We start from the raw sequence: 22,244 nt of genomic DNA, 5'->3' as shown, positions 1-22,244 counted from the left end.
TCTCCCTCTCGCCTTTTTTAGGCCTTCCCCTTGCTCGACATCCTCGCCATCACCGGCCCGATCTATCTGTGTATCGCGCTGGGGTACGCCGCTGTGCGGTGGCGCGTGTTCACCGCGACGGACATGCGGGTGCTGGGCAAGTTCGTCATCCAGTTCGCCTTGCCGGCCTTGCTGTTCAACGCGCTGGCTTCGCGGCCCATCGCCGAGTTGCTGCAGCCGGCCTACCTGCTGGCGTTTGGCATCGGTTCGGTGGGGATGCTGCTGGCCAGCCTGTGGTTTGCTCGACAGGTGCAAGGGCGCGGCCTGACCGAGAGCGCCTACATGGCCATGGGCATGAGCTGCGGCAACAGCGCCTACATCGGTTACCCGGTGGTGTTGCTCGCCATCGGGCCGTTGGCCGGTGTGGCATTGGCCATGAACGTGCTGGTGGAAAACCTCGTCAAGCTGCCGCTGCTGTTGACCGCGGCGGACATGGGGGTGTCGGGCGCCGCCCGCACGTCCTGGTCACGGGCCGTGCGCCAGATCCTGGGCCGCCTGGCGCGCAACCCGATGATCGTTGCCATCGTGCTCGGCTTCGTGGTGGCCCTTCTGGGCTGGCCATTGCCCTCGGTGCTGTCGCGCACGGTCAAACTGCTGGGCGCGGCCAGCGGTGGCCTGGCGCTGTTCATCATCGGTGGCACGCTGGTGGGCCTGCAGGTGCGTGGCCTGCGTTTGCAGGTGGCGCAGATCGCGGTCGGCAAGTTGCTGCTGCACCCGGCGGCGGTGTGGGCCGCTGCGGCGTTGCTGCCTTTGCTGGGCCTGCCCGCGCTCTCCGAAGAATTGCGCATCGCCGTGGTGCTTTCAGCGGCCGTGCCCATGCTCGGTATCTACCCGCTGTTGGCGCAGCGGCATGGGTACGAGGGCTTCACGGCGGCGGCGTTGCTGGCCACCACGGCGGCTTCGTTCCCCACACTCAGCGCCATTCTCTGGTTGATGAAGGGCTGAGCGCCGTCGGGCGCCTCACGCCATGACTTTTCGGATCAGGTCCAGCGTGGTCTGCTGCGTGAGCGTGGCGGGCCGTTGCGAGCTCACCGCCAGACACAGGCGTGTGCGCAGCGGCGGATCGCTCACCGGGCGCATGCGGTAGGCCGAGGGCCGGATCGAGCTCAGCACCGCGTTGGGCGCGAGCAGGGCGGCGCCAGCGCCGTCGGCTACCAGGTCGAGGATGGCCGACACGCCGTCGATTTCGAGTGCGATGTTGGGCCGGCAACCGATGTTGGCCATTTCGGTTTCCACGTGCATGCGGATGGCGTTCGGCCGGCTGGGAATCACGAGTGGCAGGGCGGCCACCTCGCGCAGCGGAATGGCCAGCGGTGGCGGGTCTTCGGGCAGGCCGGGTGGGCGCGGCTCTATCAGGAACAGTTCCTCGTCCTGTAGCGGGTAGATCTCCAGGTCGGGCGAGGGCTGCGCGTTGTAGAGCACGGCGATGTCCAGCCGCCCCGTCACCAGCGACTCGCGCATCGACATCGACAGCCCCTCGCTGATCGACAGGCTGGCCTGCGGCAGCTGCTGGCGGAACGCGCGCGTGAGCGGCACCGTGATCACGCGCGCCAGGCTCGGCGGCAGGCCAATGGCCACGCGCCCGGCCAGCGCGCCGCGCACACGCCCCAGCTCTTCGCGCGCCCGCTCCACCTGGTGCAGGATGCCGCGCCCGTGCGCCAGCAGCAGCGTGCCGGCCTCGGTGGGCGTGGCGCCACGGCCGTTGCGCACCAGCAGGTTCTGCCGCAGTTCCACCTCCAGCAGGCGCACCTGGCGCGACAGCGCGGGTTGGGCGACGTTGAGCGCGATGGCCGCGCGCGTGAAACTGCCGAGCTCGGCCACGCGCACGAAGTATTCGAGTTGTTTCAGATCCATGTCAGCGCCATCATAGTTATGTAATTTTGATCTAACTGATAGCCGTGTTAGTGACTTTTCTTCAGGGGTGGTGCGGTCCACAATGCCAAATCCTCCACGTTTGCCGCCCATGACCACAGAGACAACCCCCCGCATTCGAGGCATTTCGTCCATGGCCACCCGCCAGGTGCTGGCCGAACTCGGCACCGTGTTCGAGCAGCGCTCGGGCAGCGCGGTGGCGATCGAGGCGGTCGGTGGGGTCGACGCGGCCCAGCGCGTGGCCGCGGGCGAGGCTTTCGATGTGGTGGTGCTCGCGTCCGACGCGATCGACAAGCTGATCGCCGCGGGCCACCTGCGCGCGGGTAGCCGGGTCGATCTTGTGCGCTCGAGCGTGGCCGTGGCTGTGCGCCAGGGCGCGACCCAACCCGACATCTCGACGGAAGAAGCGCTCCAGCGCGCGGTGCGCGCCGCGCGCCGCATCGGCTACTCCACCGGCCCCAGCGGCACAGCGCTGATCGCCTTGTTCGAACGCTGGGGCCTGGGCGACGAGGTGCGCGATCGGCTCACGCAAGCGCGTCCCGGTGTGCCAGTGGGTTCGCTGGTGGCGCAAGGCGAGGTGGAGCTGGGCTTTCAGCAACTGAGCGAGCTCATCCACGTCGAGGGCATCACCGTGCTGGGCGTGATGCCGCCCGAGCTCAAGTTCGACACGATTTTTTCCGCCGGTGTGCCCGTGGGCCTGGCCAGCGGGTCGCCGCAGGCCGAGCGTGTGCGCCAGTTGCTCGATTTCATGACATCGCCCGATGCCGAAGCGGCCAAGCGCCGCCAGGGCATGGAGCCCGCATAAACCTTCATTCACAACACGATTCCGGAGACCGCCCCATGAGCCTCATCATCGATTGCCACGGCCACTACACCACGGCGCCCAAGGCGCTGGAGGCCTGGCGCAACCAGCAGATCGCTGGCATCCAGGACCCGGCGGTCATGCCGAAGGCGGCGGACCTGAAGATCAGCGACGACGAGCTGCGCGAGTCCATCGAGACCAACCAGCTCAAGCTGATGAAGGAGCGCGGCAGCGACATCACGCTGTTCTCGCCGCGCGCGAGCTTCATGGCGCACCACATCGGCGACTTCAACGTGTCGAGCACCTGGGCCGCCATCTGCAACGAACTCTGCTTCCGCGTGAGCGAGCTGTTCCCCGACCACTTCGTGCCGGTCGCGATGCTGCCGCAAAGCCCGGGTGTCGACCCCAAGACCTGCATTCCCGAGCTGGAGAAGTGCGTCAAGGAATACGGCGCGGTCGGCATCAACCTGAACCCCGATCCGTCCGGCGGCCACTGGACCAGCCCGCCGCTGACCGACAAGCAGTGGTACCCCATCTACGAAAAGATGGTGGAGTACGACCTGCCCGCCATGATCCACGTGAGCACGAGCTGCAATGCCTGCTTCCACACCACCGGCGCGCATTACCTGAACGCCGACACCACCGCCTTCATGCAACTGATCCAGGGCGATCTGTTCAAGGATTTTCCGACGCTGAAGTTCCTCATTCCGCACGGCGGTGGCGCGGTGCCTTACCACTGGGGCCGCTTCCGTGGCCTGGCGCAGGAGATGAAGAAGCCGCTGCTCGACACGCACGTGATGAACAACGTGTTCTTCGACACCTGCGTGTACCACCAGCCCGGCATCGACCTGCTCAACACCGTGATCCCGGTGAAGAACGTGCTGTTCGCCAGCGAAATGATCGGCGCGGTGCGCGGCATCGACCCGACCACCGGCAACTACTACGACGACACCAAGCGCTACATCGAAGCGTCGAAGATCCTGAGTGCCGAAGACAAGCACCAGATCTACGAAGGCAACGTGCGCCGCGTGTTCCCGCGCCTCGATGCGCGTCTCAAATCGAAAGGACTCTGACATGTACGAACTGGGCGTTGTCTACCGCAACATCAAACGCGCCGACCGCGCGGCCGCTGACGGCCTGGCCGCACTCGGCTCTGCCACCGTTCACGAGGCCATGGGCCGCGTGGGCCTGCTCAAGCCCTACATGCGCCCGATCTACCCGGGCCAGCAGGTCAGCGGCACCGCCGTGACCGTGCTGCTGCACCCGGGCGACAACTGGATGCTGCACGTGGCGGCGGAGCAGATCCAGCCTGGCGACATCGTGGTTGCGGCCATCACGGCCGAATGCACCGATGGCTACTTCGGCGATCTGCTGGCGACCAGCTTCCAGGCGCGAGGCGCGCGCGCGCTCATCATCGATGCCGGTGTGCGCGACGTGAAGGAACTGCAGAAGATGGGCTTCCCGGTGTGGAGCAAAGCCATCAGCAGCAAGGGCTGCATCAAGGCCACCATCGGCTCGGTGAACATCCCCGTGGTGTGCGCCGGCATGCTGGTGACCCCGGGCGACGTGATCGTGGCCGACGACGACGGCGTGGTCTGCGTGCCCGCCGCGCGCGCGGTTGAAACGCTGGACGTCGCGCGCAAGCGCGAGAGCTTCGAAGGCGAGAAACGGGCCAAGCTGGCCAGCGGCGTGCTGGGCCTGGACATGTACAAGATGCGCGAGCCGCTGGAAAAAGCCGGTCTCAAGTACATCGACTGAGGACACGACATGAGCAAACCGACTTCCGGCGATTTCACCAAGACCACGGGTTGGCTCGACTGGTACGACGGCCCGAGCAAGCCACGCTTCCAATTGCCCGCGGGCGCGGTCGACGCGCACTGCCACGTGTTCGGCCCTGGCGCCGAATTCCCCTACGCACCCGAGCGCAAGTACACCCCGTGTGACGCGAGCAAGGCCCAGCTGTATGCCCTGCGCGACCACCTCGGCTTCTCGCGCAATGTGGTGGTGCAGGCCACCTGCCACGGCGCCGACAACAGCGCCATGGTCGACGCGTTGGTGAGCAGCGGTGGCAAGGCGCGCGGCGTGGCGACGGTCAAGCGCAGCGTCAGCGACGACGAACTGCAACGCTTGCACGACGCCGGCGTGCGCGGCGTGCGCTTCAACTTCGTCAAGCGCCTGGTGGACTTCACGCCCAAGGAAGAGCTGCTGGAGATCGCCACGCGCATCCACAAGCTGGGCTGGCACGTCGTGATCTACTTCGAAGCGGTGGACCTGCCCGAGCTGTGGGACTTCTTCACCGCGCTGCCCACCACCGTGGTGGTGGACCACATGGGCACGCCCGACGTGACCAAGCCGGTGGACGGCCCCGAGTTCGAGCTGTTCCTCAAGTTCATGCGCGAGAACACCAACGTGTGGAGCAAGGTCACCTGCCCCGAGCGCCTGTCCGTCACCGGGCCGAAGGCGCTGGATGGCGAACAGGCTGCCTATCAGGACGTGGTGCCTTTCGCGCGCCGCGTGGTCGAAGAGTTCCCGGACCGCGTGATCTGGGGCACCGACTGGCCGCACCCTAACCTCAAGAAGCACATGCCCGACGACGGCCTGCTGGTGGATTTCATCCCGCAGATCGCGCCCACGGCCGACGTGCAGAAGAAGCTGCTCGTCACCAACCCGATGCGCCTGTACTGGCCCGAGGAGGTCTGAACCCATGGCACTCGACAAACCCTACCTGGACGTGCCCGGCACGACCATCTTCGACGCCGAGCAGAGCCGCAAAGGCTACTGGCTCAACCAGTTCTGCATGTCGCTCATGAAAGCCGAGAACCGCGAGCGCTTCAAGAAAGACGAGCGCGCCTACCTCGACGAATGGGCCATGAGCGAGGAGCAGAAACAGGCCGTGCTCGCGCGCGATCTCAACCGCTGCATCTCGTTGGGCGGCAACATCTACTTCCTCGCCAAGATCGGCGCCACCGATGGCAAGAGCTTCCAGCAGATGGCGGGCTCCATGACCGGCATGACCGAAGAGGAATACCGCAACATGATGGTGGCCGGCGGCCGCTCGGTTGAAGGCAACCGCGTGATTGGCGAAGACGGCGACGCGCAGGCGCACCGCCAACCGCAAGGAAAACACTGACATGGCACGCATCACCGCATCCGTCTATACCTCGCACGTCCCGGCCATTGGCGCCGCGCTCGACCTGGGCAAGACGCACGAACCCTATTGGCAACCCGTCTTCCAGGGCTACGAATTCGGCCAGCAGTGGATGAAGGACAACAAGCCCGACGTGGTCTTCCTGGTCTTCAACGACCACGCGACCGCGTTCAGCCTGGACATGATCCCGACCTTCGCCATCGGCACCGCCGCCGAGTACCAACCGGCCGACGAAGGCTGGGGCCCGCGCCCCGTGCCCAAGGTGATCGGCCATCCGGAACTGGCGTCGCACATCGCGCAGTCGGTCATTCAGCAGGACTTCGACCTCACCATCGTCAACAAGATGGACGTGGACCACGGCCTGACCGTGCCGCTCTCGCTCATGTGCGGCCCGCAAGACCCGGTGAAAGGCGCCTGGCCCTGCCCGGTGATCCCGTTCGCGGTCAACGTCGTGCAGTACCCGGTGCCCAGCGGTCGGCGCTGCTACAACCTGGGCAAGGCCATCGCCAAGGCGGTGGCGAGCTATGACGAGGACATCAACGTGCACATCTGGGGCACGGGCGGCATGAGCCACCAGCTGCAGGGTCCGCGCGCGGGCCTGATCAACAAGGACTTCGACAACGCCTTCCTCGACAAGCTGATCAACGACCCCGAAGCCGCCGCCGACATCTCCCACATGGACTACGTGCGCGACGCGGGCAGCGAAGGCATCGAACTCGTGATGTGGCTGATCGCGCGCGGCGCGATGGCCGATGCGGCCGGTGGCGCGCGCCCGAAGGCCGTGAAACGCTTCTACCATGTGCCCGCGTCGAACACGGCGGTGGGCCACCTGATCCTGGAGAACTCCTGACATGACCAAAACCATCAAAGTCGCCCTCGCGGGCGCTGGCGCCTTCGGCATCAAACACCTGGACGGCATCAAAAACATCGACGGCGTGGAAGTGATCTCGCTCATCAGCCGCGACCTCGACAAGACGAAGGAAGTGGCCGCCAAGTACGGTATCGGCCATGTCACCACCGAACTGTCCGAATCGCTCGCGCTCAAGGAGCTGGACGCCGTCATCCTGTGCACGCCCACGCAGATGCACGCCGAGCAGACCATCGCCTGTCTCAAGGCCGGCAAACACGTGCAGGTCGAGATCCCGCTGGCCGACAGCCTCAAGGGTGCCGAGGAAGTCGTGGCGCTGCAGAAGCAGACCGGCCTGGTGGCCATGTGCGGCCACACGCGCCGCTTCAACCCCAGCCACCAGTACGTGCACAAGCAGATCCAGGCCGGTAAATTCAACATCCTGCAAATGGATGTGCAGACCTTCTTCTTCCGCCGCACCAACACCAACGCGCTCGGCCAGGCCCGCAGCTGGACCGACCACCTGCTGTGGCACCACGCCGCGCACACGGTCGACCTGTTCGCCTACCAGGCCAACAGCCCGATCGTGCAGGCCAACGCCATCCAGGGCCCGATCCACCCCACGCTGGGCATCGCCATGGACATGAGCATCCAGCTCAAGGCCGCCAACGGCGCGATCTGCACGCTCTCGCTCTCGTTCAACAACGACGGCCCGCTGGGCACCTTCTTCCGCTACATCGGCGACACCGCGACGTACATCGCGCGTTACGACGATCTGTTCAACGGCAAGGAAGAGCAGATCGACGTGTCCAAGGTGGACGTGAGCATGAACGGCATCGAACTGCAAGACCGCGAGTTCTTCGCTGCCATCAAGGAAGGCCGCGAGCCCAATTCCAGCGTGACCCGCGTGTTGGCGTGCTACCAGGTGCTGCACAAGCTGGAACAGCAACTCAACGCGCAAGGCTGAACACCATGCAGCAGCGCCAACTCGGCCCCTTCACCGTCTCGGCCCTTGGCCTGGGCTGCATGAATATCTGCCACGCCTACGGGGCGCCGGTGTCCAAAGAACAGGCCGAGCGCGTGCTGCTCACCGCGCTGGACCAGGGCGTGACGCACTTCGATACCGCCGCGCTCTACGGCTTTGGCGCCAGCGAAACGCACGTGGGCAACGTGCTCTCCAGGCACCGCAGCCAGTTCACGCTCGCCAGCAAGGGCGGCATGGCCGGCGTGCAGTTCGACGACGGCGTCAAGCGCGTGATCGACGGGCGGCCCGAGGCCATTCGCAAGAACTGCGAGGACAGCCTGCGCCGTCTCAAGACCGACGTGATCGATCTGTACTACCTGCACCGCTGGGACAAACAGGTGCCAGTGGAAGACAGCGTGGGCGCGATGAGCGACCTGGTGCGTGCCGGCAAGGTGCGCACGCTGGGCTTGTCCGAGGTGTCGGCCGCGACGATCCGCAAGGCGCAGGCGGTGCACCCGATCACGGCCGTGCAGACCGAATACTCGCTGTGGACGCGCAACCCGGAGATCGCGGTGCTCGACACCTGCCGCGAGTTCGGCATCAGCTTCGTGGCCTTCAGCCCGGTGGCGCGCGGCTTCCTGTGCGGTGACGACCTCGACGTGAACGCCTTCGACGCCAAGGACATCCGCCGCGCCATGCCGCGCTTCACACCCGAGCACTTTGCCGCCAACCTCAAGCTGCTGCCGCCGTACCGCGCGATCGCGCAAGAAGTGGGCTGCACACCGGCCCAGCTGGCGCTGGCCTGGCTGCTGCACCAGGGGCCCGACGTCCTGCCAATCCCGGGCACCTCGCGCGAAGACCACCTGCGCGACGACCTCGGCGCGGTGGATGTGAAGCTGGATGCGGCCACGCTGGCGCGGCTCGACGCGCTGATCAACCAGAAGACCGTGAGCGGCAACCGCTACACCGAGCAGGCGAATCGCGAGGTTGACACCGAAGCGTATTGAGCCGTTGCCGCCGGCTGAAAAATAGCGATACAAACCGAAACTGGAGCGAGACGACGCGGGGCAGGGTGCCCGGCACCATCAGGGTCATGTTCAACAGTCCATTCGAAAGGACACCCACATGAAATCCTGGACCAGACGCTCGCTCATGGCCCTCACCGGCGTTGCCATCGCCATCGGCGGCGTGGCCGCCTGTGGATCGCGTGGTCACCATGCGCATGGCCCCATGAGCGCCGAGAAGATGGCCGAAGTGCGCGGCAAGGTGGTCAACCGCATCACCCAGAAACTCGATCTCAACGCCGAACAGCAGCAAAAACTCAACGTGCTGGCCGACAAGATGCAGGCCCAGCGCACGGCCTTCATCGGCCAGACCTCCGACCCACGCGCCGAAGTGCGCGCGCTGGTGGCCGGCGAGAAGTTCGACCGCGCCCGCGCCCTGAACCTGCTCGACGAAAAAACCCGCGTGGTGCAGGTCAGCAGTCCCGAGGTGATCAACGCGCTGGCCGACTTCTACGACAGCCTGAACCCCACGCAGCAAGCGGAGGTCCGTGAGCGCATGCAGAAACGCCGTGGCTGGTTCGCGCGCGGATGAGGCGGCCGGCCGGCGCGCCAGATGCAGTGTGACAATGCCGCATGCACCGCGTTCTGCTGATTGACGACGACGAACAGCTCGGCCCGCCGCTGGCCCAATACTTCCAGCGCTTCGAGCTGTCGCTGACGCACGCGCTCAAGCCCAGCGAGGGCTTGGCGCGCCTGCGCGACACGCCGCCATTCGACGCCGCCATCCTTGACGTGATGCTGCCCGAGATGGACGGCTTCGAACTGTGCCGCACCATCCGCAAGGAAAGCGACATTCCCATCGTCATGCTCACCGCGCGTGGCGACGTGATGGACCGCGTGGTAGGCCTCGAACTGGGCGCCGACGCCTACCTGCCCAAGCCCTTCGAGCCACGCGAACTCGTCGCGCACATCCAGACCGTGCTGCGCCGCCGCCATGGCGGCAACGGCCCGCAAGGCAACACCGTTGCGACGGCGCCCGACGTGCTGCTGTTCGAAGGCCTCAGCATCGACCCAACACGCCGCAGCGTGCTGCGCCAGGGCGAGGCGGTGGAACTCACCAGCACCGAGTTTGATCTTTTGCACCTGCTCGCGCGCGACAGCGGCAAGGTGTTCAGCCGCGACGACATCCTGAACCAGCTGCGCGGCCACGAGGCCGACCTGTACACCCGCGCGGTCGACATCGTGGTGAGCCGCTTGCGCAAGAAACTCGAACCGCTGGACTGCATCAAGACCCTGCGCAACGCCGGCTACTCGCTCGCGCTGCACAAGCTCAAGCGCTGACATGACTGCCACAACGACCCCCTGGTACCGCCGCGCGGCGAACGCCGTGCGCTGTTCGCTCAAGCTGCGCATGGTGATGGTGTTCCTGTTGCTGGCCATGGCGATGTCCTTCACGTTCATCAGCGGCGCGCAGAAGGCCTTTTCGGTGGGCTGGCGCGAAGCCGCGCGACCCATGCTCATGGACTATGTGGACCGCCTGGCCGGCGAGGTGTCGGCGGGTGGCGGTGCACCCAGCATCGAACGCGCCCAGGCCCTCACGCAGCGCCTGCCGATCACCATCGACATCGTTGGCCCGCGGATCAACTGGCGCTCACATCCGCAGCAGGCGCGAGCGCACTGGCTGCGCGATCGACCGCACGGTGGTCGTGGTGATGACGATGCCGGCTGGGGCGACGACCAGGACTGGCGGCAACTGCTGCAACGCAGCACCACCGACGGTCACCGCATCGATTTTGGCCTGAACGAAGCGGCGTTCGACCGCCGTCCCAAGCTGGTGGGCTACACGCTCGCGGCCTTGCTCATGCTCACGCTGCTGGCCTACCTGTACGTGCGCCGCCTGTTGCGCCCGCTGGACCACATCCGCCAGGGCGCGCTGCGCTTCGGTGCGGGCGAGTTTGGCGAACCCATTCCCGTGCGCCATCCCCAGCGGCCCGACGAACTCGGCCAACTCGCCGCCACCATCAACAACATGGGGCACGACATCCACCAGATGCTCGAAGCCCAGCGCGCGTTGCTGCTGGCCATCAGCCACGAACTGCGCAGCCCGCTCACCCGCGCCCGGCTCAACACCGAACTGCTGCCCGAATCCGACGAGATCACGCCACAGCGCGAGGCCCTGCTGCGCGACCTGAGCGAAATGGCCCGCCTCATCAGCGACCTGCTGGAGAGCGAGCGCCTTGCCGGGCGCCACAAGGCATTGCACCGCGAACCCACCGACCCGGCCGCGTTGGTGCGCGAGGTCATCGACGAACTGGCCGCCACCCAGCCATCCGCGCGTGGCGTGGCCCTGCATCTGACCGACGGCCTGCCCACGTTGCCACTCGACCGCGTCCGCGTGCGCCTGCTGTTGCGCAACCTGCTGGACAACGCCTTACGCCACAGCGCCGGTGCCCCGTTGCCTGTTGAGTTGCACCTGCGCCCACTCGGTGCAGGGCAGGGCATCGAGCTGGAAGTGCGCGACCACGGCCCGGGCGTGCCCGACGAACAACTTGCGCACCTGGCCCAGCCCTTCTTCCGTCCCGACACCGCACGCACCCGCAGTGCGGGTGGCGTCGGACTGGGCCTATACCTCTGCAAACTCGTGGCGCAGGCGCACGGGGGCACTCTGTCGGTGCGCAATGAACGGCCTGGGTTGGCCGTGACAGTCACATTGCGGGCCGCAGAGGCTGCGGCCTGATCAATGCTCAGAGTCCGGCACGTACCGTTTGACGATGTGGACCCGATTGACTTCCTGGCCGCCTTCCGTGGTCCGCTCATAAGTGACCACGTCCGCCAGCTGGCGCACGAAATGGATGCCCAGACCACCGATTCGTCGATCGTCGATGTCCGCGCGAACATCGGGCTGGCGCGCCTGCAGCGAGTTGAAGGCAAATGCGTGATCGGTGAGCCGCACCTCCAGCTGCCCCGGTGAGATCCACGCATCTACAAGAATCTCGCCGCGTTGTGACGCCGGGTAGGCATACATCACCACGTTGGAGATCAGCTCGTCGAGCATGAGATTCACCGCGCGGATGGTTGCCTGCGGCACGCGCGCGTCCGTGGCCCATTTCTCAAAAGCCTCCGCGAGCTTTGAAATTTCGTCCAGTCGATTTTCCAGCAGACCTCTGAAGCCGACACTCGGTTGAGCCAATTCTTTCACCCTGGTTGTGATGGGAGCAGGCGGACCAGCGCGGCCATTCTCCCATCAAATCCGGGCTGTCAAACGCATCACTGGCTTGGTATCACGGGTCCGAATAGGGCTAGAACGAAACGCTATTTCCCAGCCACTGCTGCGGTTTCTAGACTCGCCCCCCAACCTCAAGTGCGGGAGATAAAGATGTCCACGGTCCTCAACACCACCGGTCAAACCGGCCCCACCCCAACCATACGGCCACTGCCCGATTCAGTGGTGTCGTCGCTCAAGGCGGTCTTCAACAGCCGCTTCACCAGCAATGCCTCGGTTTGCCTTCTGCACGGCACCGATGAGTCTGCGTATGCACCGCGTCCGCCGCAGGCGGTGGTGTTCGCAGAGTCAACCGATGAAGTCAGCTTCATCGTGCGCAGTTGTGCCGCGCACCGGATACCGGTCATTCCATTTGGTGTCGGGTCCTCTGTGGAAGGGCATCTGCTGGCGATCAAAGGGGGCATATGCATCGACATGTCACGCATGAACGCGATCGTGGACATACGCCCCGACGATTTGACCGCCACCGTACAGGCTGGCGTGACACGCGAACAACTCAATGAAGATCTCGTCCACACAGGGTTCTTCTTCTCGGTGGACCCGGGCGCCAACGCATCCATTGGCGGTATGGTTGCCACCGCCGCTTCCGGCACGAACACCGTGCGCTACGGGACCATGCGCGACAACGTGCTGTCGCTTACGGTGGTTACCGCAGATGGCGAAGTGATCCGCACGGCAAGAAGAGCCCGAAAGTCCTCCGCAGGGTATTGCTTGACCCAGCTGTTCATCGGTTCTGAAGGAACGCTGACCGCGATCTTGCCGTCGAACATCAATCGCGCGCATCCGTTGGCATCGAAGCGCAGTTCCTGCAAGCCAGCGGTGAGGCCCAGGTCGTTCAAGAGTTGGTCTGCGGTCATATCGTTCCCTCGGATGGGTTGGCAGGTTGATTGTCGGGTTAAGCATTCTGCGAATGAGGACGCGGACATGGTTGTCCAGCGCGTTGGCCGATTGCCTGTCTGGACTCAGCACATGACCCGTTGGAGAGGACCGCGTTCAGGAAGCGGCTTGTGAGACCTGTTACGTTTCGGCTGATGTCTGATACCACACGGACACCCCATAAGGCCTGAGTAACCGATCCCGGAAATTGGTTCCCCCGCGCCAGAAATTGCCCGACAACGAAACAATTCAGAGGTTGTTGAGGGGCCGGTCCGCGCTCGCCCAATCGGCGTGAACTTCGATGGCAGTCGCTGCCTCCTCGGCCGCCTGCGCGATGCTTCGAATCAGGCCGGTCAGGCTTTGCTTCTGTACGTAGACGGCCGCCTTTTGTATGGCTGGGGTATGCGCCCGTAGGCCAGCTTCCCGGATGAATCGAGCGGTTGTCTGACAGCCGCTGTGTGCGATACCACGCCTAATTCAGGTGGGGCCTGGGCCTGCATGGCAGGACCGGCCCTCGAACAAACGACATGCTGAAAGTGAAAGGGAACTGCCATGACAACCACCACGTCACAGCTTGAAGGGAACCATCTGCTGGCCGCGCTGCCCAGCGCCACCATGCACTTGCTGACACCCGATCTAGAATGGGTCGAATTGCACACCGGCGAACTGTTGCACCAAGCTGGCGCCGAGGTGCGACATGTGTACTTTCCGGTGACGGGTACCGTTTCGCTGGTGTCCTCGCTGGAGGACGGCTCTTCTTCCGAAGTCGCGGTTGTTGGCAGCGAGGGCATGGTCGGCGTGTGCGCCTTCATGGGCGACACCACCGCGCTCAGCGATGCAATCGTGCAGCGCCCGGGCCACGCGTACCGCATGGGCGCGCAGGCCTTGCTGCACCACACGCGCCGATCGCCCGAACTCATGCAGCAGTTGCTGGCCTATACGCAAGCGCTGTTCACCCACATGGCGCAGTCCTCGGCCTGCAACCGCCACCACGCGCTGGACCAGCAACTCTGCCGCTGGCTGCTGCAGCACCTGGATCGCCAGGAAGACAACACCGACATGCTGGCGACACAAGAACGCATTGCCAGCCTGTTGGGTGTGCGGCGCGAAGGTGTCACCAGTGGCGCGCTCAAGCTGCAGAAGGCCGGGCTGATCGAATACCACCGAGGCCATATCCACATCCTGGACCGCGACGGGCTCGAAGCACGCAGCTGCGAGTGCTACAGCGTCGTGCGGCGCGCCTACGACAAACTGCCGTTTGCGCACACGGTCTCGCACGCGCACGCACTGGATCGCGATGTGTCGGTCACCCTCGTGGTCAAACGAAGCCTGCAGAGCGCCTGACACGGGGCGTTTCTCGCAGTGGGGGCGTCATGCCGAAGACCTGCTGCAGGCTCTTCTGCTCGGGCAGCACATACACGATGGCCTGCATGGTTGAGAACACCGGCCGCAGGCGCGCATCGTAGAACGCCGCGGGCACGTTGATGCACCCATAGGAAATGCGGTTGTCGTCGATGGTGTCCGAGTTGAGCCGCTCGGCACGGCGCTCCCTGGGTTGCAGCGTCGGTCGTACCCGGTGCATCGAGACCGCGGCACCGTAGTCGACCCACACCACGTCTTCACCGGTGAGGTTGTGTCCCAGGTGGCCGACAAAGCGGCCCGCGGGAGTGGTGCGTTCGTGGGGTTGGACCAGGTGCACCGGGCGCTGGCCAATGCCCGGCACCGTGTCATCGCCGGGCGCAGATCCCAGCAGCACCGGCGTGCTGTCTTCCAGGTTGGCCTGGGCGTTGAACACGTGCAGCCGTGCGGCCTGTTTGTCGACCAGCACGAAAGGCATGCCCGCGTTGTCGCCGGTGCGGGCGATCCACTGCACCAGTTCGCGTGCGTTGGGGGTGGGCTCGATCGCGCCAAAGTTCGGCACGGGTGCGGGCACGGGCGCCAACGGCTGCGTATCGACAGCGGCCGTTGAAACGCCCGTATCCGCACCCTGCACGAACGAGGCGGGCGGCATCAGCAATGTCAGCAATGCCGCACCGATCAGCAGTCCGTTGCGGATGTCCTGCGCGGTGGACGGGTTGGAGCGCATGACGGGTCGAGCAGGTTGAAGGCGCGCCATGAACCGACGGGTTCAGGCGTGCCCACTCGGTTGGGTCAGTTGCGGTCTGCTTGCGCGTCGGTGGTCATGGGCACGTCGCTGCGTTGCGTCGTGTCCTGGCTCGGCGTGGTCTGCATTGGGGCCGCAGGCGTGGTCGGCTGGGCCTGGTTGGCCGGCTCCGCAGCGGGAGGCGGTGTGGAGCCGGGCGGCGTGGATTGGGCAAACACGAGCCCCGCGCCAACGACCGTCAGCGCGGCCACGGAAGTGGTGAGAAGTCGGGAGGTTTTCATGATCAGGGTTCCTTGAAAAGCTGCACGGGGCAGGAGTGTGGCAACAGCCGGAAAATCGGCTGACGTTCAGACTAAGCCTCACGCGCATGGAGTTCTGTTCGACAACGCACAGACCTTTGCCTGGCCGGCCGCGATCCTGAAGGCACCATTCCAAGGAGCACACATGGCACAAAGCGCAACGATCGTCGGCAAGGTCGAGTACCGCGAAGGCGACGGCCCGAACATCGTCATCCGCCCAGGGCCCGTGAAGGTCGAGACCGGCTTGAACGACGTCACGCTCAGCTGGGTGGACGAGGACGTGCGTGGTTCTACCGCGATGCCGTTGACCGACTTCAAACGCTACGTGAGCGAAGGCAAGATCCAGCTTGCCTCGTGAAAAACACCGCTTGCATCGGGGTGCGATACCCGATGTAAGCGGTGTAAATATGGGCTGGGGTTGCGTTCAGCTGGCGTGAGATTGCAGGAACACGCGGGCCTTCTTGGGCGACACGACCAGCGTGTCGCCTTCCTTGAAGCCCAGTTCGCGAAAGCGCTCGGCCGACATGCGCGCCTCGATCAACGGGTCGTGCCCACCGGGCGCTTGCGGATCCACCGGCAGCAACTCCAGCCGCGCGATCGGACCGACCACCACCGCGCGGTCGAGCCTGGCGACGATGCCGGGCAGGCCGGCCTCGTAACGTTGCACGTCCAGGTCGTGCGGGCGCACGTAGGCGTAGGCCTTGGCGTCTTGCGCAGTGGCGTGCTCGGGCGAATCGATCGACACGCCGTCCAGGTGCAACAGCCCTTCGTGCGCGCGGCCATGGAACAGGTTCACGTCGCCCAGGAAACCGTAGACGAAGGGGCTGGCAGGGTGGTCCCACACGTCTTGCGGCGCGCCGATCTGCTCCACCTGGCCCTGGTTCATCAGCACCACGCGGTCGGCCACTTCGAGCGCCTCTTCCTGGTCGTGCGTGACGAACACGCTGGTGACGTGCAGCTCGTCGTGCAGGCGGCGCAGCCAGCGGCGCAGTTCCTTGCGCACCTTGGCGTCGAGCGCGCCGAAGGGCTCGTCGAGCAGCAGCACCTTGGGCTCCACCGCGAGCGCGCGCGCCAGGGCAATGCGCTGGCGCTGGCCGCCCGAGAGTTGCGAGGGATAGCGGTCGGCCAGCCAGTCGAGCTGCACCAGCTTGAGCAGGTCGAGCACCTTGGCCTTGATCTGCGCGTCGCTGGGGCGCTCGCTGCGCGGCTTCACGCGCAGACCGAAGGCCACGTTTTCCATCACGGTCATGTGGCGGAACAGCGCGTAGTGCTGGAACACGAAGCCCACGTTGCGCTCGCGCACGTGCACGTCGGTGGTGTCTTCGCCGCTGAACAGGATGTTGCCGGTGTCCGGTGTTTCCAGGCCCGCGATGATGCGCAGCAGCGTGGTCTTGCCGCAGCCCGACGGGCCGAGCAACGCGAGCAGTTCACCCGAGTGGATGTCGAGGTTGACGTTCTTCAGCGCCTGGAACGTGCCGAAGTGTTTGTTGATGTCGCGGATTTCAATGCTCATGGTGTTCTTTCTTAGGGCGCCAATGCCGTGGGGCGCTCGGGCGGCAACTCGGCCAGGGCTTTCATTTCCCGTTCCATGTTCCACTCGGCCACCGACTTGATCACCAGCGTGACCAACGCGAGCAGCGCCAGCAGCGAAGCGATGGCGAAGGCCGCCACCGACTGGTATTCGTTGTAGAGAATTTCCACGTGCAGTGGCATGGTGTTGGTCTGCCCGCGGATGTGGCCGGAGACCACCGACACCGCGCCGAACTCGCCCATGGCGCGCGCGTTGCACAAGATGACGCCATAGATCAGGCCCCACTTGATGTTGGGCAGCGTGACATGCCAGAAGGTCTGCCAGCCCGAGGCGCCGAGCACGATCGCGGCCTGCTCCTCGTCGTTGCCCTGCGCCTGCATCAGCGGAATCAACTCGCGCGCGATGAAGGGGAAGGTGACGAAGATGGTGGCCAGGATGATGCCGGGCACGGCGAACACGATCTTGATGTCGTGCTCCGCGAGCCACGGACCGAACCAGCCCTGCGCGCCGAACACCAGCACGTAGATCAGGCCCGCGACCACGGGTGAGACGGAGAACGGCAGGTCGATCAGCGTGGTGAGGAAGGACTTGCCACGGAACTCGTACTTGGCCACGGCCCAGGCCGCGGCCACGCCGAACACGAGGTTGAGCGGCACGGCGATCAAGGCCGTGATCAGCGTGAGGCGGATCGCGGACCAGGCGTCCGGGTCTTTCAACGCATCGACGTAGGACTCCAGGCCCTTGCGCAGCGCCTCGGTAAACACCGCGGCCAGCGGCAACACCAGGAACAGGAACATGAACACCAGCGCGACGCCGATGAGCGTGCGGCGCACCCAGGGTGCTTCTGTGCGGGCGGCGCTCATTGCAGGTTCCCTCCGGAGCGTTTGCGTTGCCAGGCTTGCAGCGCATTGATGAGCAGCAGCAGCACGAAAGAGAAGAACAGCATCACCGTGGCCACGGCAGTGGCGCCGGCGTAGTCGTATTGCTCCAGCTTGCTGATGATGATCAGCGGCGTGATCTCGGAGATCATGGGCATGTTGCCGGCGATGAAGATCACCGAGCCGTACTCGCCCACGGCGCGCGCGAAGGCCATGGCAAAGCCGGTGAGCAGCGCCGGCGCGATGCTGGGAAAGATCACACGGCTGAAGGTCTGCCAGCGCGTGGCGCCCAGGCAGGTGGCGGCTTCTTCCAGTTCCTTTTCGGAGTCTTCGAGCACCGGCTGCACCGTGCGCACCACGAAGGGCAGGCCGATGAAGATGAGCGCGATCACCACGCCGTTGGGATTGAAGGCCAGCTGGATGCCCAGGGGTTCCAGGTACTGACCGATCCAGCCGTTGCCCGCCAGCAGCGCGGTCAGCGAAATGCCGGCCACGGCGGTGGGCAATGCGAAAGGCAGGTCCACCAGCGCGTCAATGACCTTCTTGCCGGGGAAGGTGTAGCGCACCAGCACCCACGCCACCAGCAGGCCGAAGAATGCATTGACCACCGCGGCGATGAGCGAGGCGCCGAACGTGAGCTTGTACGAAGCCAGCACGCGCGGCGCGGTAACGGCCTCCCAGAACTGCGGCCAGGTGAGCGTGAAGGTCTTGAAGATCAGCGCCGAGAGCGGGATCAACACGATCAGGCTCAGGTAGAAAACCGTGAAACCCAGCGTGATGTTGAAGCCCGGCAGCACGCGGCGCCTGGTGCGCCGGGGGCCGGAGAGAGGAGCCGCGCCAGAGGGCAGCGTTGCAGAAGTCATAAGGTTCGAGATCCAAAAGCGCCGAGAGGAGAGAGGTAGCGCTCATCAAGAGATGCCGAGGAACCGGCTTTGCCGGGCCTCAGGCATCGCCCCCCTTGGGGGGTCGCGCGGAGCGCGGTGGTGGGACTTCTCTACTTGCCGACGGTGTACAGCTTGTCGAACTGGCCGCCGTCGTTGAAGTGGACCTTCTGCGCTTCGGCAAAGGAGCCGAAATAGTCGCTGACGGCGAACAGCTTGATCGGCTTGAACGCGGTCGCGTATTTCTTCAGGATGGCTTCGTTGCGCGGGCGGATGTTGTGCTTGGCCGCGATCTCCTGGCCTTCAGGGCTGTAGAGGAATTCGAGGTAGGCCTTGGCTTCGGCGGCCGAGCCCTTCTTGTTCACGGTGCGCTCGACGATGGCCACCGGGTTCTCGGCCACGATGGATGCGCTCGGGTGGATGGCGTCGACTTTGCCGGCGCCGAACTCGTTGTTCACCGAGACGACTTCGGATTCGAAGGTGATCAGCACGTCGCCGATGTTGCGTTGCAGGAAGACGCCCGTGGCATCGCGCCCGCCGCGCGCCAGCACCGGTACGTTCTTGTAGAGCTTGCCCACGAACTCGGCGGCTTGTGCGTCGGTGCCGCCCTTGCTGCGCACGTAGCCCCAGGCCGCCAGATAGGCGTACCGGCCATTGCCGCCGGTCTTGGGGTTGACCACGATGACCTGCACGCCGGGCTTGATCAGGTCGTCCCAGTCCTTGATGTTCTTGGGGTTGCCATTGCGCACGAGGAACAGCATCGTCGAAGCGGTGGGCGCGGCGTTGTTGGGGAATTTCTGGCGCCAGTCCTTGGCGACCACGCCCTTGTCGGCCAGGAAGTCCACGTCGGTCGTGGTGTTCATGGTCACCACGTCGGCGTCCAGGCCGTCCGCCACGGCACGCGCCTGCGCGCTGGAGCCCGCATGCGACTGGTCCACCTTGATGTCCTTGCCGGTGGACTTCTTGTAGCTCGCGACGAAGGCGACGTTGATGTCCTTGTAGAACTCGCGCGCCACGTCGTAGGACACGTTGAGCAGCGTGGTGGTCTGTGCGCCTGCCAGGGCGGACGTGGACAGGGCGACGGCGGCCAGTGCCGCACGCAAGGTGTTTTTCATGGAGAGCTCCAAAGCTGAAACAGGATGCAACGCATTCTGGGCGTCGGTCCAGCGATTCCCAACGACTTTGTTCTTGTTTCTTTATGTCGATCAGGAATAAAGCGCTGTCGCCACCGGCTCGTCCAGGCGGTTGCCAGCCGGCACGTGCGCGCCCAGCGACTGCAGCAACGCCAAGCCCAGCGGCCAGTGGCCGTGGCCCGAATCGACGTTGATGTGACCGGCCTCGTTGAGCCGCACGAACTCGCTGCCCCAGGCCCGCGCATAGGCGCCCGCGGTGCGCACCGGGCAATAGGGGTCGTTGTTGCTGGCCACCAGGATGCTGCGGTAGGGCAGGCGCTGGTAGGGCACGGGCGCGAAGTCGGCCAGCACGCCGCGGCGCTCGGGGTCGGCTGGCGCGACCAGCAGCGCGCCCTGGATGCGTTGCGCCACCTCGGGCGGCAGGTGCGTGGTGGTGATGCAGCCCAGGCTGTGCGCGACCACGATCACCGTGCCCGGCGCGCGTTCAATGGTTTCGCTCAGGCGCGAGACCCAGGCCTGCCGCACTGGCGCGACCCAGTCGTCCTGCTCCACCCGCAACACCGAAGGCAGGCTGTCCGACCACAAGGTCTGCCAGTGGCCCGGGCCGGAGTTGCGCCAGCCCGGAATGATGATGACCGTGGGCGATGCCATGCCGTGCGCGCTCAGCGGTTGGGCTGCGGCGTGAGGCGCAGGTAGGGCCGCACGGCCTTGAAGCCCTTGGGGAAACGCTGCGCGAGTTCGGCCGGGTCTTGCAGGCTGGGCACGATCACCACGTCCTCGCCGTCGGTCCAGTTGGCCGGCGTGGCGACCTTGTGGCTGTCGGTGAGCTGCAGCGAATCGATCACGCGCAGGATCTCGTTGAAGTTGCGGCCGGTGCTCGCGGGGTAGGTGAGCGTGGTGCGGATCACCTTCTTCGGGTCGATGATGAACACGCTGCGCACCGTGGCGGTGGCCGACGCGTTGGGGTGGATCATGTCGTAGAGCGTGGCCACCTGGCGGTCCGCATCGGCCAGGATGGGGAAGTTGACCGTGGTGTTCTGCGTCTCGTTGATGTCGAGCACCCATTTGCCATGCGAGTCCAGCGGGTCGACGCTGACCGCGATGGGCTTGGCGTTGCGCCGGGCGAATTCGGTGGACAGCGCGGCGGTCCTGCCGAGTTCGGTGGTGCACACCGGTGTGAAGTCGGCCGGGTGCGAGAACAACACCACCCAGTGGTCGCCCGCCCATTCGTGGAAGCGGATCGGGCCGTCGGTGGAGTCTTGTGTGAAATCGGGTGCGGTATCACCGAGTCGAAGTGTGCTCATGAAGGGCTCTCGTCAAAAGTAGAGGTGCATTGTCAGGAGCGCCTGCAGGTCTTCAAACAACTATGAAGTAGTTTGTTTATGGGCTCTCGGCATATGGCTCGATGCCTTCTTTGTGCATGGACATTGAGCGCAGAGGCACAATGCGCCGACAGCCCAACCCCATGGAGAGAACGCACGATGACGTGGTCCGCCAGCAAGTACTCGGCCTTTGAGCAAGAACGCACGCGCCCTGTGCGCGACCTGGTGGCCGCGCTGCCGCTCCGGGACGTGCGTGTCGCCATCGACCTCGGCTGTGGCCCTGGCAACTCCACCGAGGTGTTGGCCGCGCGCTTCCCGCAGGCCCGCGTGACCGGGCTGGACAGTTCCGAAGACATGTTGGCCGCGGCCCGCAAGCGCTTGCCGGACACGGCTTTTGAACTCGCCGACATCGCCACCTGGAACCCGACCGAGTCCTTTGATGTGATCCTGGCCAACGCCTCGCTGCAATGGCTGCCCGAGCACGCCAGGCTGTACCCGCGCTTGGTCAGCCGTCTGGCCCCCGGCGGAAGCTTGGCCGTGCAGACGCCCGACAACCTGGAAGAGCCCGCGCACCGGCTGGCGCGGCAGGTGGCGGCAGACGGACCCTGGGCCTCAAAAATAGGAGGCATTCAACACCCCGCGCGGCACCACGCCGCGTTCTATTTCCAGCTGCTCAAGCCGCTGTGCACCAGCGTCGATGTGTGGCGCACGACCTACTTCCATCCCCTGGCGGGTGGCCCCGAAGCCGTGGTGGAGTGGTTCAAGACCTCGGCCCTGCGGCCCTATCTGGCGCCGCTGGACGAAGACGAGAAGGCGGCTTTCGTGGCCCGCTATCTCGCCGCCATCACCGAGGCCTATCCCGCGCTGGCCGATGGCACAGTGCTGTTGCCTTTCCCGCGGCTTTTCATCGTGGCGAGCCGTTGAAGACGGGCGTGCGCCGCATCTTCTTCTTTTCCTACACAGCAACTGATCCGTGTCCGACACGGCCCGGCAGTGCTTGCGGGAATACTGGCGGCACTGTCATACACCAAGGTCTCCGAAGCTCTCCCCCCGAGCTTCGCCTCCACCCTGGAGGTTCACCCGCTTCGGCGGGTTTTCTTTTGGGCGTAAAAAAACCGGCCGATGCAATCCTCCCCCCAGGAGACAACCAGGGTTTTCAGCATCCCCGCATCGGCCGGACCAGACTCAACCGGTGAACCCATGCTAGGCGTGAAAGTGCGCCGCCACAACGAAGCAGATCGGCTATGCATATGCGCTTTGT

26 protein-coding genes are annotated in these 22,244 nt (G+C 65.2%); 16 read left to right on the top strand and 10 right to left on the bottom strand.

What is annotated here, in order from left to right; translation table 11 throughout:
• The first annotated feature begins 30 nt into the window (after positions 1 to 30).
• Positions 31 to 984: an AEC family transporter gene (locus FFS09_RS14970; protein WP_137919693.1), complete on the top strand. Its 954-nt coding sequence runs from the start codon at positions 31 to 33 to the stop codon at positions 982 to 984.
• A gap of 15 nt (positions 985 to 999) precedes the next feature.
• On the opposite strand, the gene FFS09_RS14965 is transcribed toward FFS09_RS14970, so the two are convergent.
• Positions 1,000 to 1,893 (bottom strand): LysR substrate-binding domain-containing protein, encoded by an 894-nt coding sequence (locus FFS09_RS14965; RefSeq protein ID WP_137919692.1) that lies wholly within the window; start codon positions 1,891 to 1,893, stop codon positions 1,000 to 1,002.
• A 109-nt stretch (positions 1,894 to 2,002) separates the two neighbouring features.
• On the opposite strand from FFS09_RS14965, the gene FFS09_RS14960 reads away from it, so the two are divergent.
• The 11 genes from FFS09_RS14960 to FFS09_RS14910 all read left to right on the top strand — a co-directional run bounded on the left by FFS09_RS14960 (position 2,003) and on the right by FFS09_RS14910 (position 11,413).
• Positions 2,003 to 2,716: a substrate-binding domain-containing protein gene (locus FFS09_RS14960; protein ID WP_252374374.1), complete on the top strand. Its 714-nt coding sequence runs from the start codon at positions 2,003 to 2,005 to the stop codon at positions 2,714 to 2,716.
• 35 nt (positions 2,717 to 2,751) lie between these two features.
• Positions 2,752 to 3,786, top strand: a complete 1,035-nt coding sequence (locus tag FFS09_RS14955) for an amidohydrolase family protein (protein WP_137919691.1) — start codon at positions 2,752 to 2,754, stop codon at positions 3,784 to 3,786.
• 1 nt (position 3,787) lies between these two features.
• Positions 3,788 to 4,471, top strand: coding sequence for a 4-carboxy-4-hydroxy-2-oxoadipate aldolase/oxaloacetate decarboxylase (ligK, locus tag FFS09_RS14950; protein WP_137919690.1), 684 nt, complete (start codon positions 3,788 to 3,790; stop codon positions 4,469 to 4,471).
• 9 nt (positions 4,472 to 4,480) lie between these two features.
• Positions 4,481 to 5,413, top strand: coding sequence for an amidohydrolase family protein (locus tag FFS09_RS14945; RefSeq protein ID WP_137919689.1), 933 nt, complete (start codon positions 4,481 to 4,483; stop codon positions 5,411 to 5,413).
• A gap of 4 nt (positions 5,414 to 5,417) precedes the next feature.
• Entirely contained in the window at positions 5,418 to 5,843 is a 426-nt protein-coding gene (gene ligA, locus FFS09_RS14940) for a protocatechuate 4,5-dioxygenase subunit alpha (RefSeq protein ID WP_137919688.1), read from the top strand.
• A gap of 1 nt (position 5,844) precedes the next feature.
• Positions 5,845 to 6,711 (top strand): class III extradiol dioxygenase subunit beta, encoded by an 867-nt coding sequence (locus tag FFS09_RS14935; protein WP_137919687.1) that lies wholly within the window; start codon positions 5,845 to 5,847, stop codon positions 6,709 to 6,711.
• A 1-nt stretch (position 6,712) separates the two neighbouring features.
• Entirely contained in the window at positions 6,713 to 7,675 is a 963-nt protein-coding gene (locus FFS09_RS14930; RefSeq protein ID WP_137919686.1) for a Gfo/Idh/MocA family oxidoreductase, read from the top strand.
• Positions 7,676 to 7,680: 5 nt separating this feature from the next.
• On the top strand, positions 7,681 to 8,679 hold the full coding sequence (locus FFS09_RS14925; protein WP_137919685.1) for an aldo/keto reductase: 999 nt from the start codon (positions 7,681 to 7,683) through the stop codon (positions 8,677 to 8,679).
• A gap of 118 nt (positions 8,680 to 8,797) precedes the next feature.
• The gene (locus FFS09_RS14920) at positions 8,798 to 9,268 is read left to right on the top strand and encodes a Spy/CpxP family protein refolding chaperone (RefSeq protein WP_137919684.1); all 471 of its coding nucleotides are present in this window, start codon (positions 8,798 to 8,800) and stop codon (positions 9,266 to 9,268) included.
• A 41-nt stretch (positions 9,269 to 9,309) separates the two neighbouring features.
• The gene (locus FFS09_RS14915; RefSeq protein ID WP_137919683.1) at positions 9,310 to 10,017 is read left to right on the top strand and encodes a response regulator transcription factor; all 708 of its coding nucleotides are present in this window, start codon (positions 9,310 to 9,312) and stop codon (positions 10,015 to 10,017) included.
• A 1-nt stretch (position 10,018) separates the two neighbouring features.
• A complete protein-coding gene (locus tag FFS09_RS14910; RefSeq protein ID WP_137919682.1) occupies positions 10,019 to 11,413 on the top strand; it encodes a sensor histidine kinase in 1,395 nt (464 codons plus the stop codon).
• On the opposite strand, the gene FFS09_RS14905 is transcribed toward FFS09_RS14910, so the two are convergent.
• Positions 11,414 to 11,866, bottom strand: coding sequence for an ATP-binding protein (locus tag FFS09_RS14905; protein ID WP_212745106.1), 453 nt, complete (start codon positions 11,864 to 11,866; stop codon positions 11,414 to 11,416).
• A 186-nt stretch (positions 11,867 to 12,052) separates the two neighbouring features.
• Here FFS09_RS14905 and FFS09_RS14900 point away from each other — a divergent pair, with 186 nt between their 5' ends.
• Positions 12,053 to 12,970, top strand: a complete 918-nt coding sequence (locus FFS09_RS14900; protein ID WP_137919680.1) for an FAD-binding protein — start codon at positions 12,053 to 12,055, stop codon at positions 12,968 to 12,970.
• A 417-nt stretch (positions 12,971 to 13,387) separates the two neighbouring features.
• The gene (locus FFS09_RS14895; protein ID WP_137919679.1) at positions 13,388 to 14,179 is read left to right on the top strand and encodes a Crp/Fnr family transcriptional regulator; all 792 of its coding nucleotides are present in this window, start codon (positions 13,388 to 13,390) and stop codon (positions 14,177 to 14,179) included.
• Here the strand turns inward: FFS09_RS14895 and FFS09_RS14890 are convergent.
• Both FFS09_RS14890 and FFS09_RS14885 read right to left on the bottom strand, forming a co-directional pair.
• Complete coding sequence (locus tag FFS09_RS14890) at positions 14,154 to 14,921, bottom strand: hypothetical protein (RefSeq protein ID WP_212745105.1); 768 nt, start codon at positions 14,919 to 14,921, stop codon at positions 14,154 to 14,156. The genes FFS09_RS14895 and FFS09_RS14890 overlap by 26 nt on opposite strands.
• 65 nt (positions 14,922 to 14,986) lie before the next feature.
• Entirely contained in the window at positions 14,987 to 15,220 is a 234-nt protein-coding gene (locus FFS09_RS14885) for a hypothetical protein (protein ID WP_137919678.1), read from the bottom strand.
• Positions 15,221 to 15,383: 163 nt separating this feature from the next.
• On the opposite strand from FFS09_RS14885, the gene FFS09_RS14880 reads away from it, so the two are divergent.
• Positions 15,384 to 15,596: a hypothetical protein gene (locus FFS09_RS14880; RefSeq protein WP_137919677.1), complete on the top strand. Its 213-nt coding sequence runs from the start codon at positions 15,384 to 15,386 to the stop codon at positions 15,594 to 15,596.
• A 66-nt stretch (positions 15,597 to 15,662) separates the two neighbouring features.
• Here the strand turns inward: FFS09_RS14880 and FFS09_RS14875 are convergent, their stop codons facing one another.
• From FFS09_RS14875 to FFS09_RS14850, 6 genes are all read right to left on the bottom strand, one after another.
• On the bottom strand, positions 15,663 to 16,751 hold the full coding sequence (locus tag FFS09_RS14875) for a sulfate/molybdate ABC transporter ATP-binding protein (RefSeq protein WP_137919676.1): 1,089 nt from the start codon (positions 16,749 to 16,751) through the stop codon (positions 15,663 to 15,665).
• A gap of 11 nt (positions 16,752 to 16,762) precedes the next feature.
• Positions 16,763 to 17,632: a sulfate ABC transporter permease subunit CysW gene (gene cysW, locus FFS09_RS14870; RefSeq protein ID WP_137919675.1), complete on the bottom strand. Its 870-nt coding sequence runs from the start codon at positions 17,630 to 17,632 to the stop codon at positions 16,763 to 16,765.
• Positions 17,629 to 18,510 carry a sulfate ABC transporter permease subunit CysT gene (cysT, locus tag FFS09_RS14865; RefSeq protein WP_137919674.1) on the bottom strand — a complete coding sequence of 294 codons (882 nt, stop codon included), beginning with the start codon at positions 18,508 to 18,510 and terminating at the stop codon, positions 17,629 to 17,631. The genes cysW and cysT overlap by 4 nt, the downstream gene beginning before the upstream one ends.
• Before the next feature lie 131 nt (positions 18,511 to 18,641).
• Positions 18,642 to 19,643, bottom strand: coding sequence for a sulfate ABC transporter substrate-binding protein (locus tag FFS09_RS14860; protein WP_137919673.1), 1,002 nt, complete (start codon positions 19,641 to 19,643; stop codon positions 18,642 to 18,644).
• A gap of 90 nt (positions 19,644 to 19,733) precedes the next feature.
• Positions 19,734 to 20,312 (bottom strand): RBBP9/YdeN family alpha/beta hydrolase, encoded by a 579-nt coding sequence (locus FFS09_RS14855; protein WP_137919672.1) that lies wholly within the window; start codon positions 20,310 to 20,312, stop codon positions 19,734 to 19,736.
• An 11-nt stretch (positions 20,313 to 20,323) separates the two neighbouring features.
• Positions 20,324 to 20,965 (bottom strand): peroxiredoxin, encoded by a 642-nt coding sequence (locus FFS09_RS14850; protein ID WP_137919671.1) that lies wholly within the window; start codon positions 20,963 to 20,965, stop codon positions 20,324 to 20,326.
• 177 nt (positions 20,966 to 21,142) lie between these two features.
• On the opposite strand from FFS09_RS14850, the gene tam reads away from it, so the two are divergent.
• Complete coding sequence (gene tam, locus FFS09_RS14845) at positions 21,143 to 21,907, top strand: trans-aconitate 2-methyltransferase (protein WP_137919670.1); 765 nt, start codon at positions 21,143 to 21,145, stop codon at positions 21,905 to 21,907.
• Positions 21,908 to 22,244: the final 337 nt, after the last annotated feature.

Source organism: Hydrogenophaga sp. 2FB (assembly GCF_005503365.1).
Taxonomy (GTDB): Bacteria; Pseudomonadota; Gammaproteobacteria; order Burkholderiales; family Burkholderiaceae_C; genus Hydrogenophaga.
The sequence above is the reverse complement of the archived record's forward strand: the minus strand, read 5'-3'. Positions and strand labels throughout refer to the sequence as shown.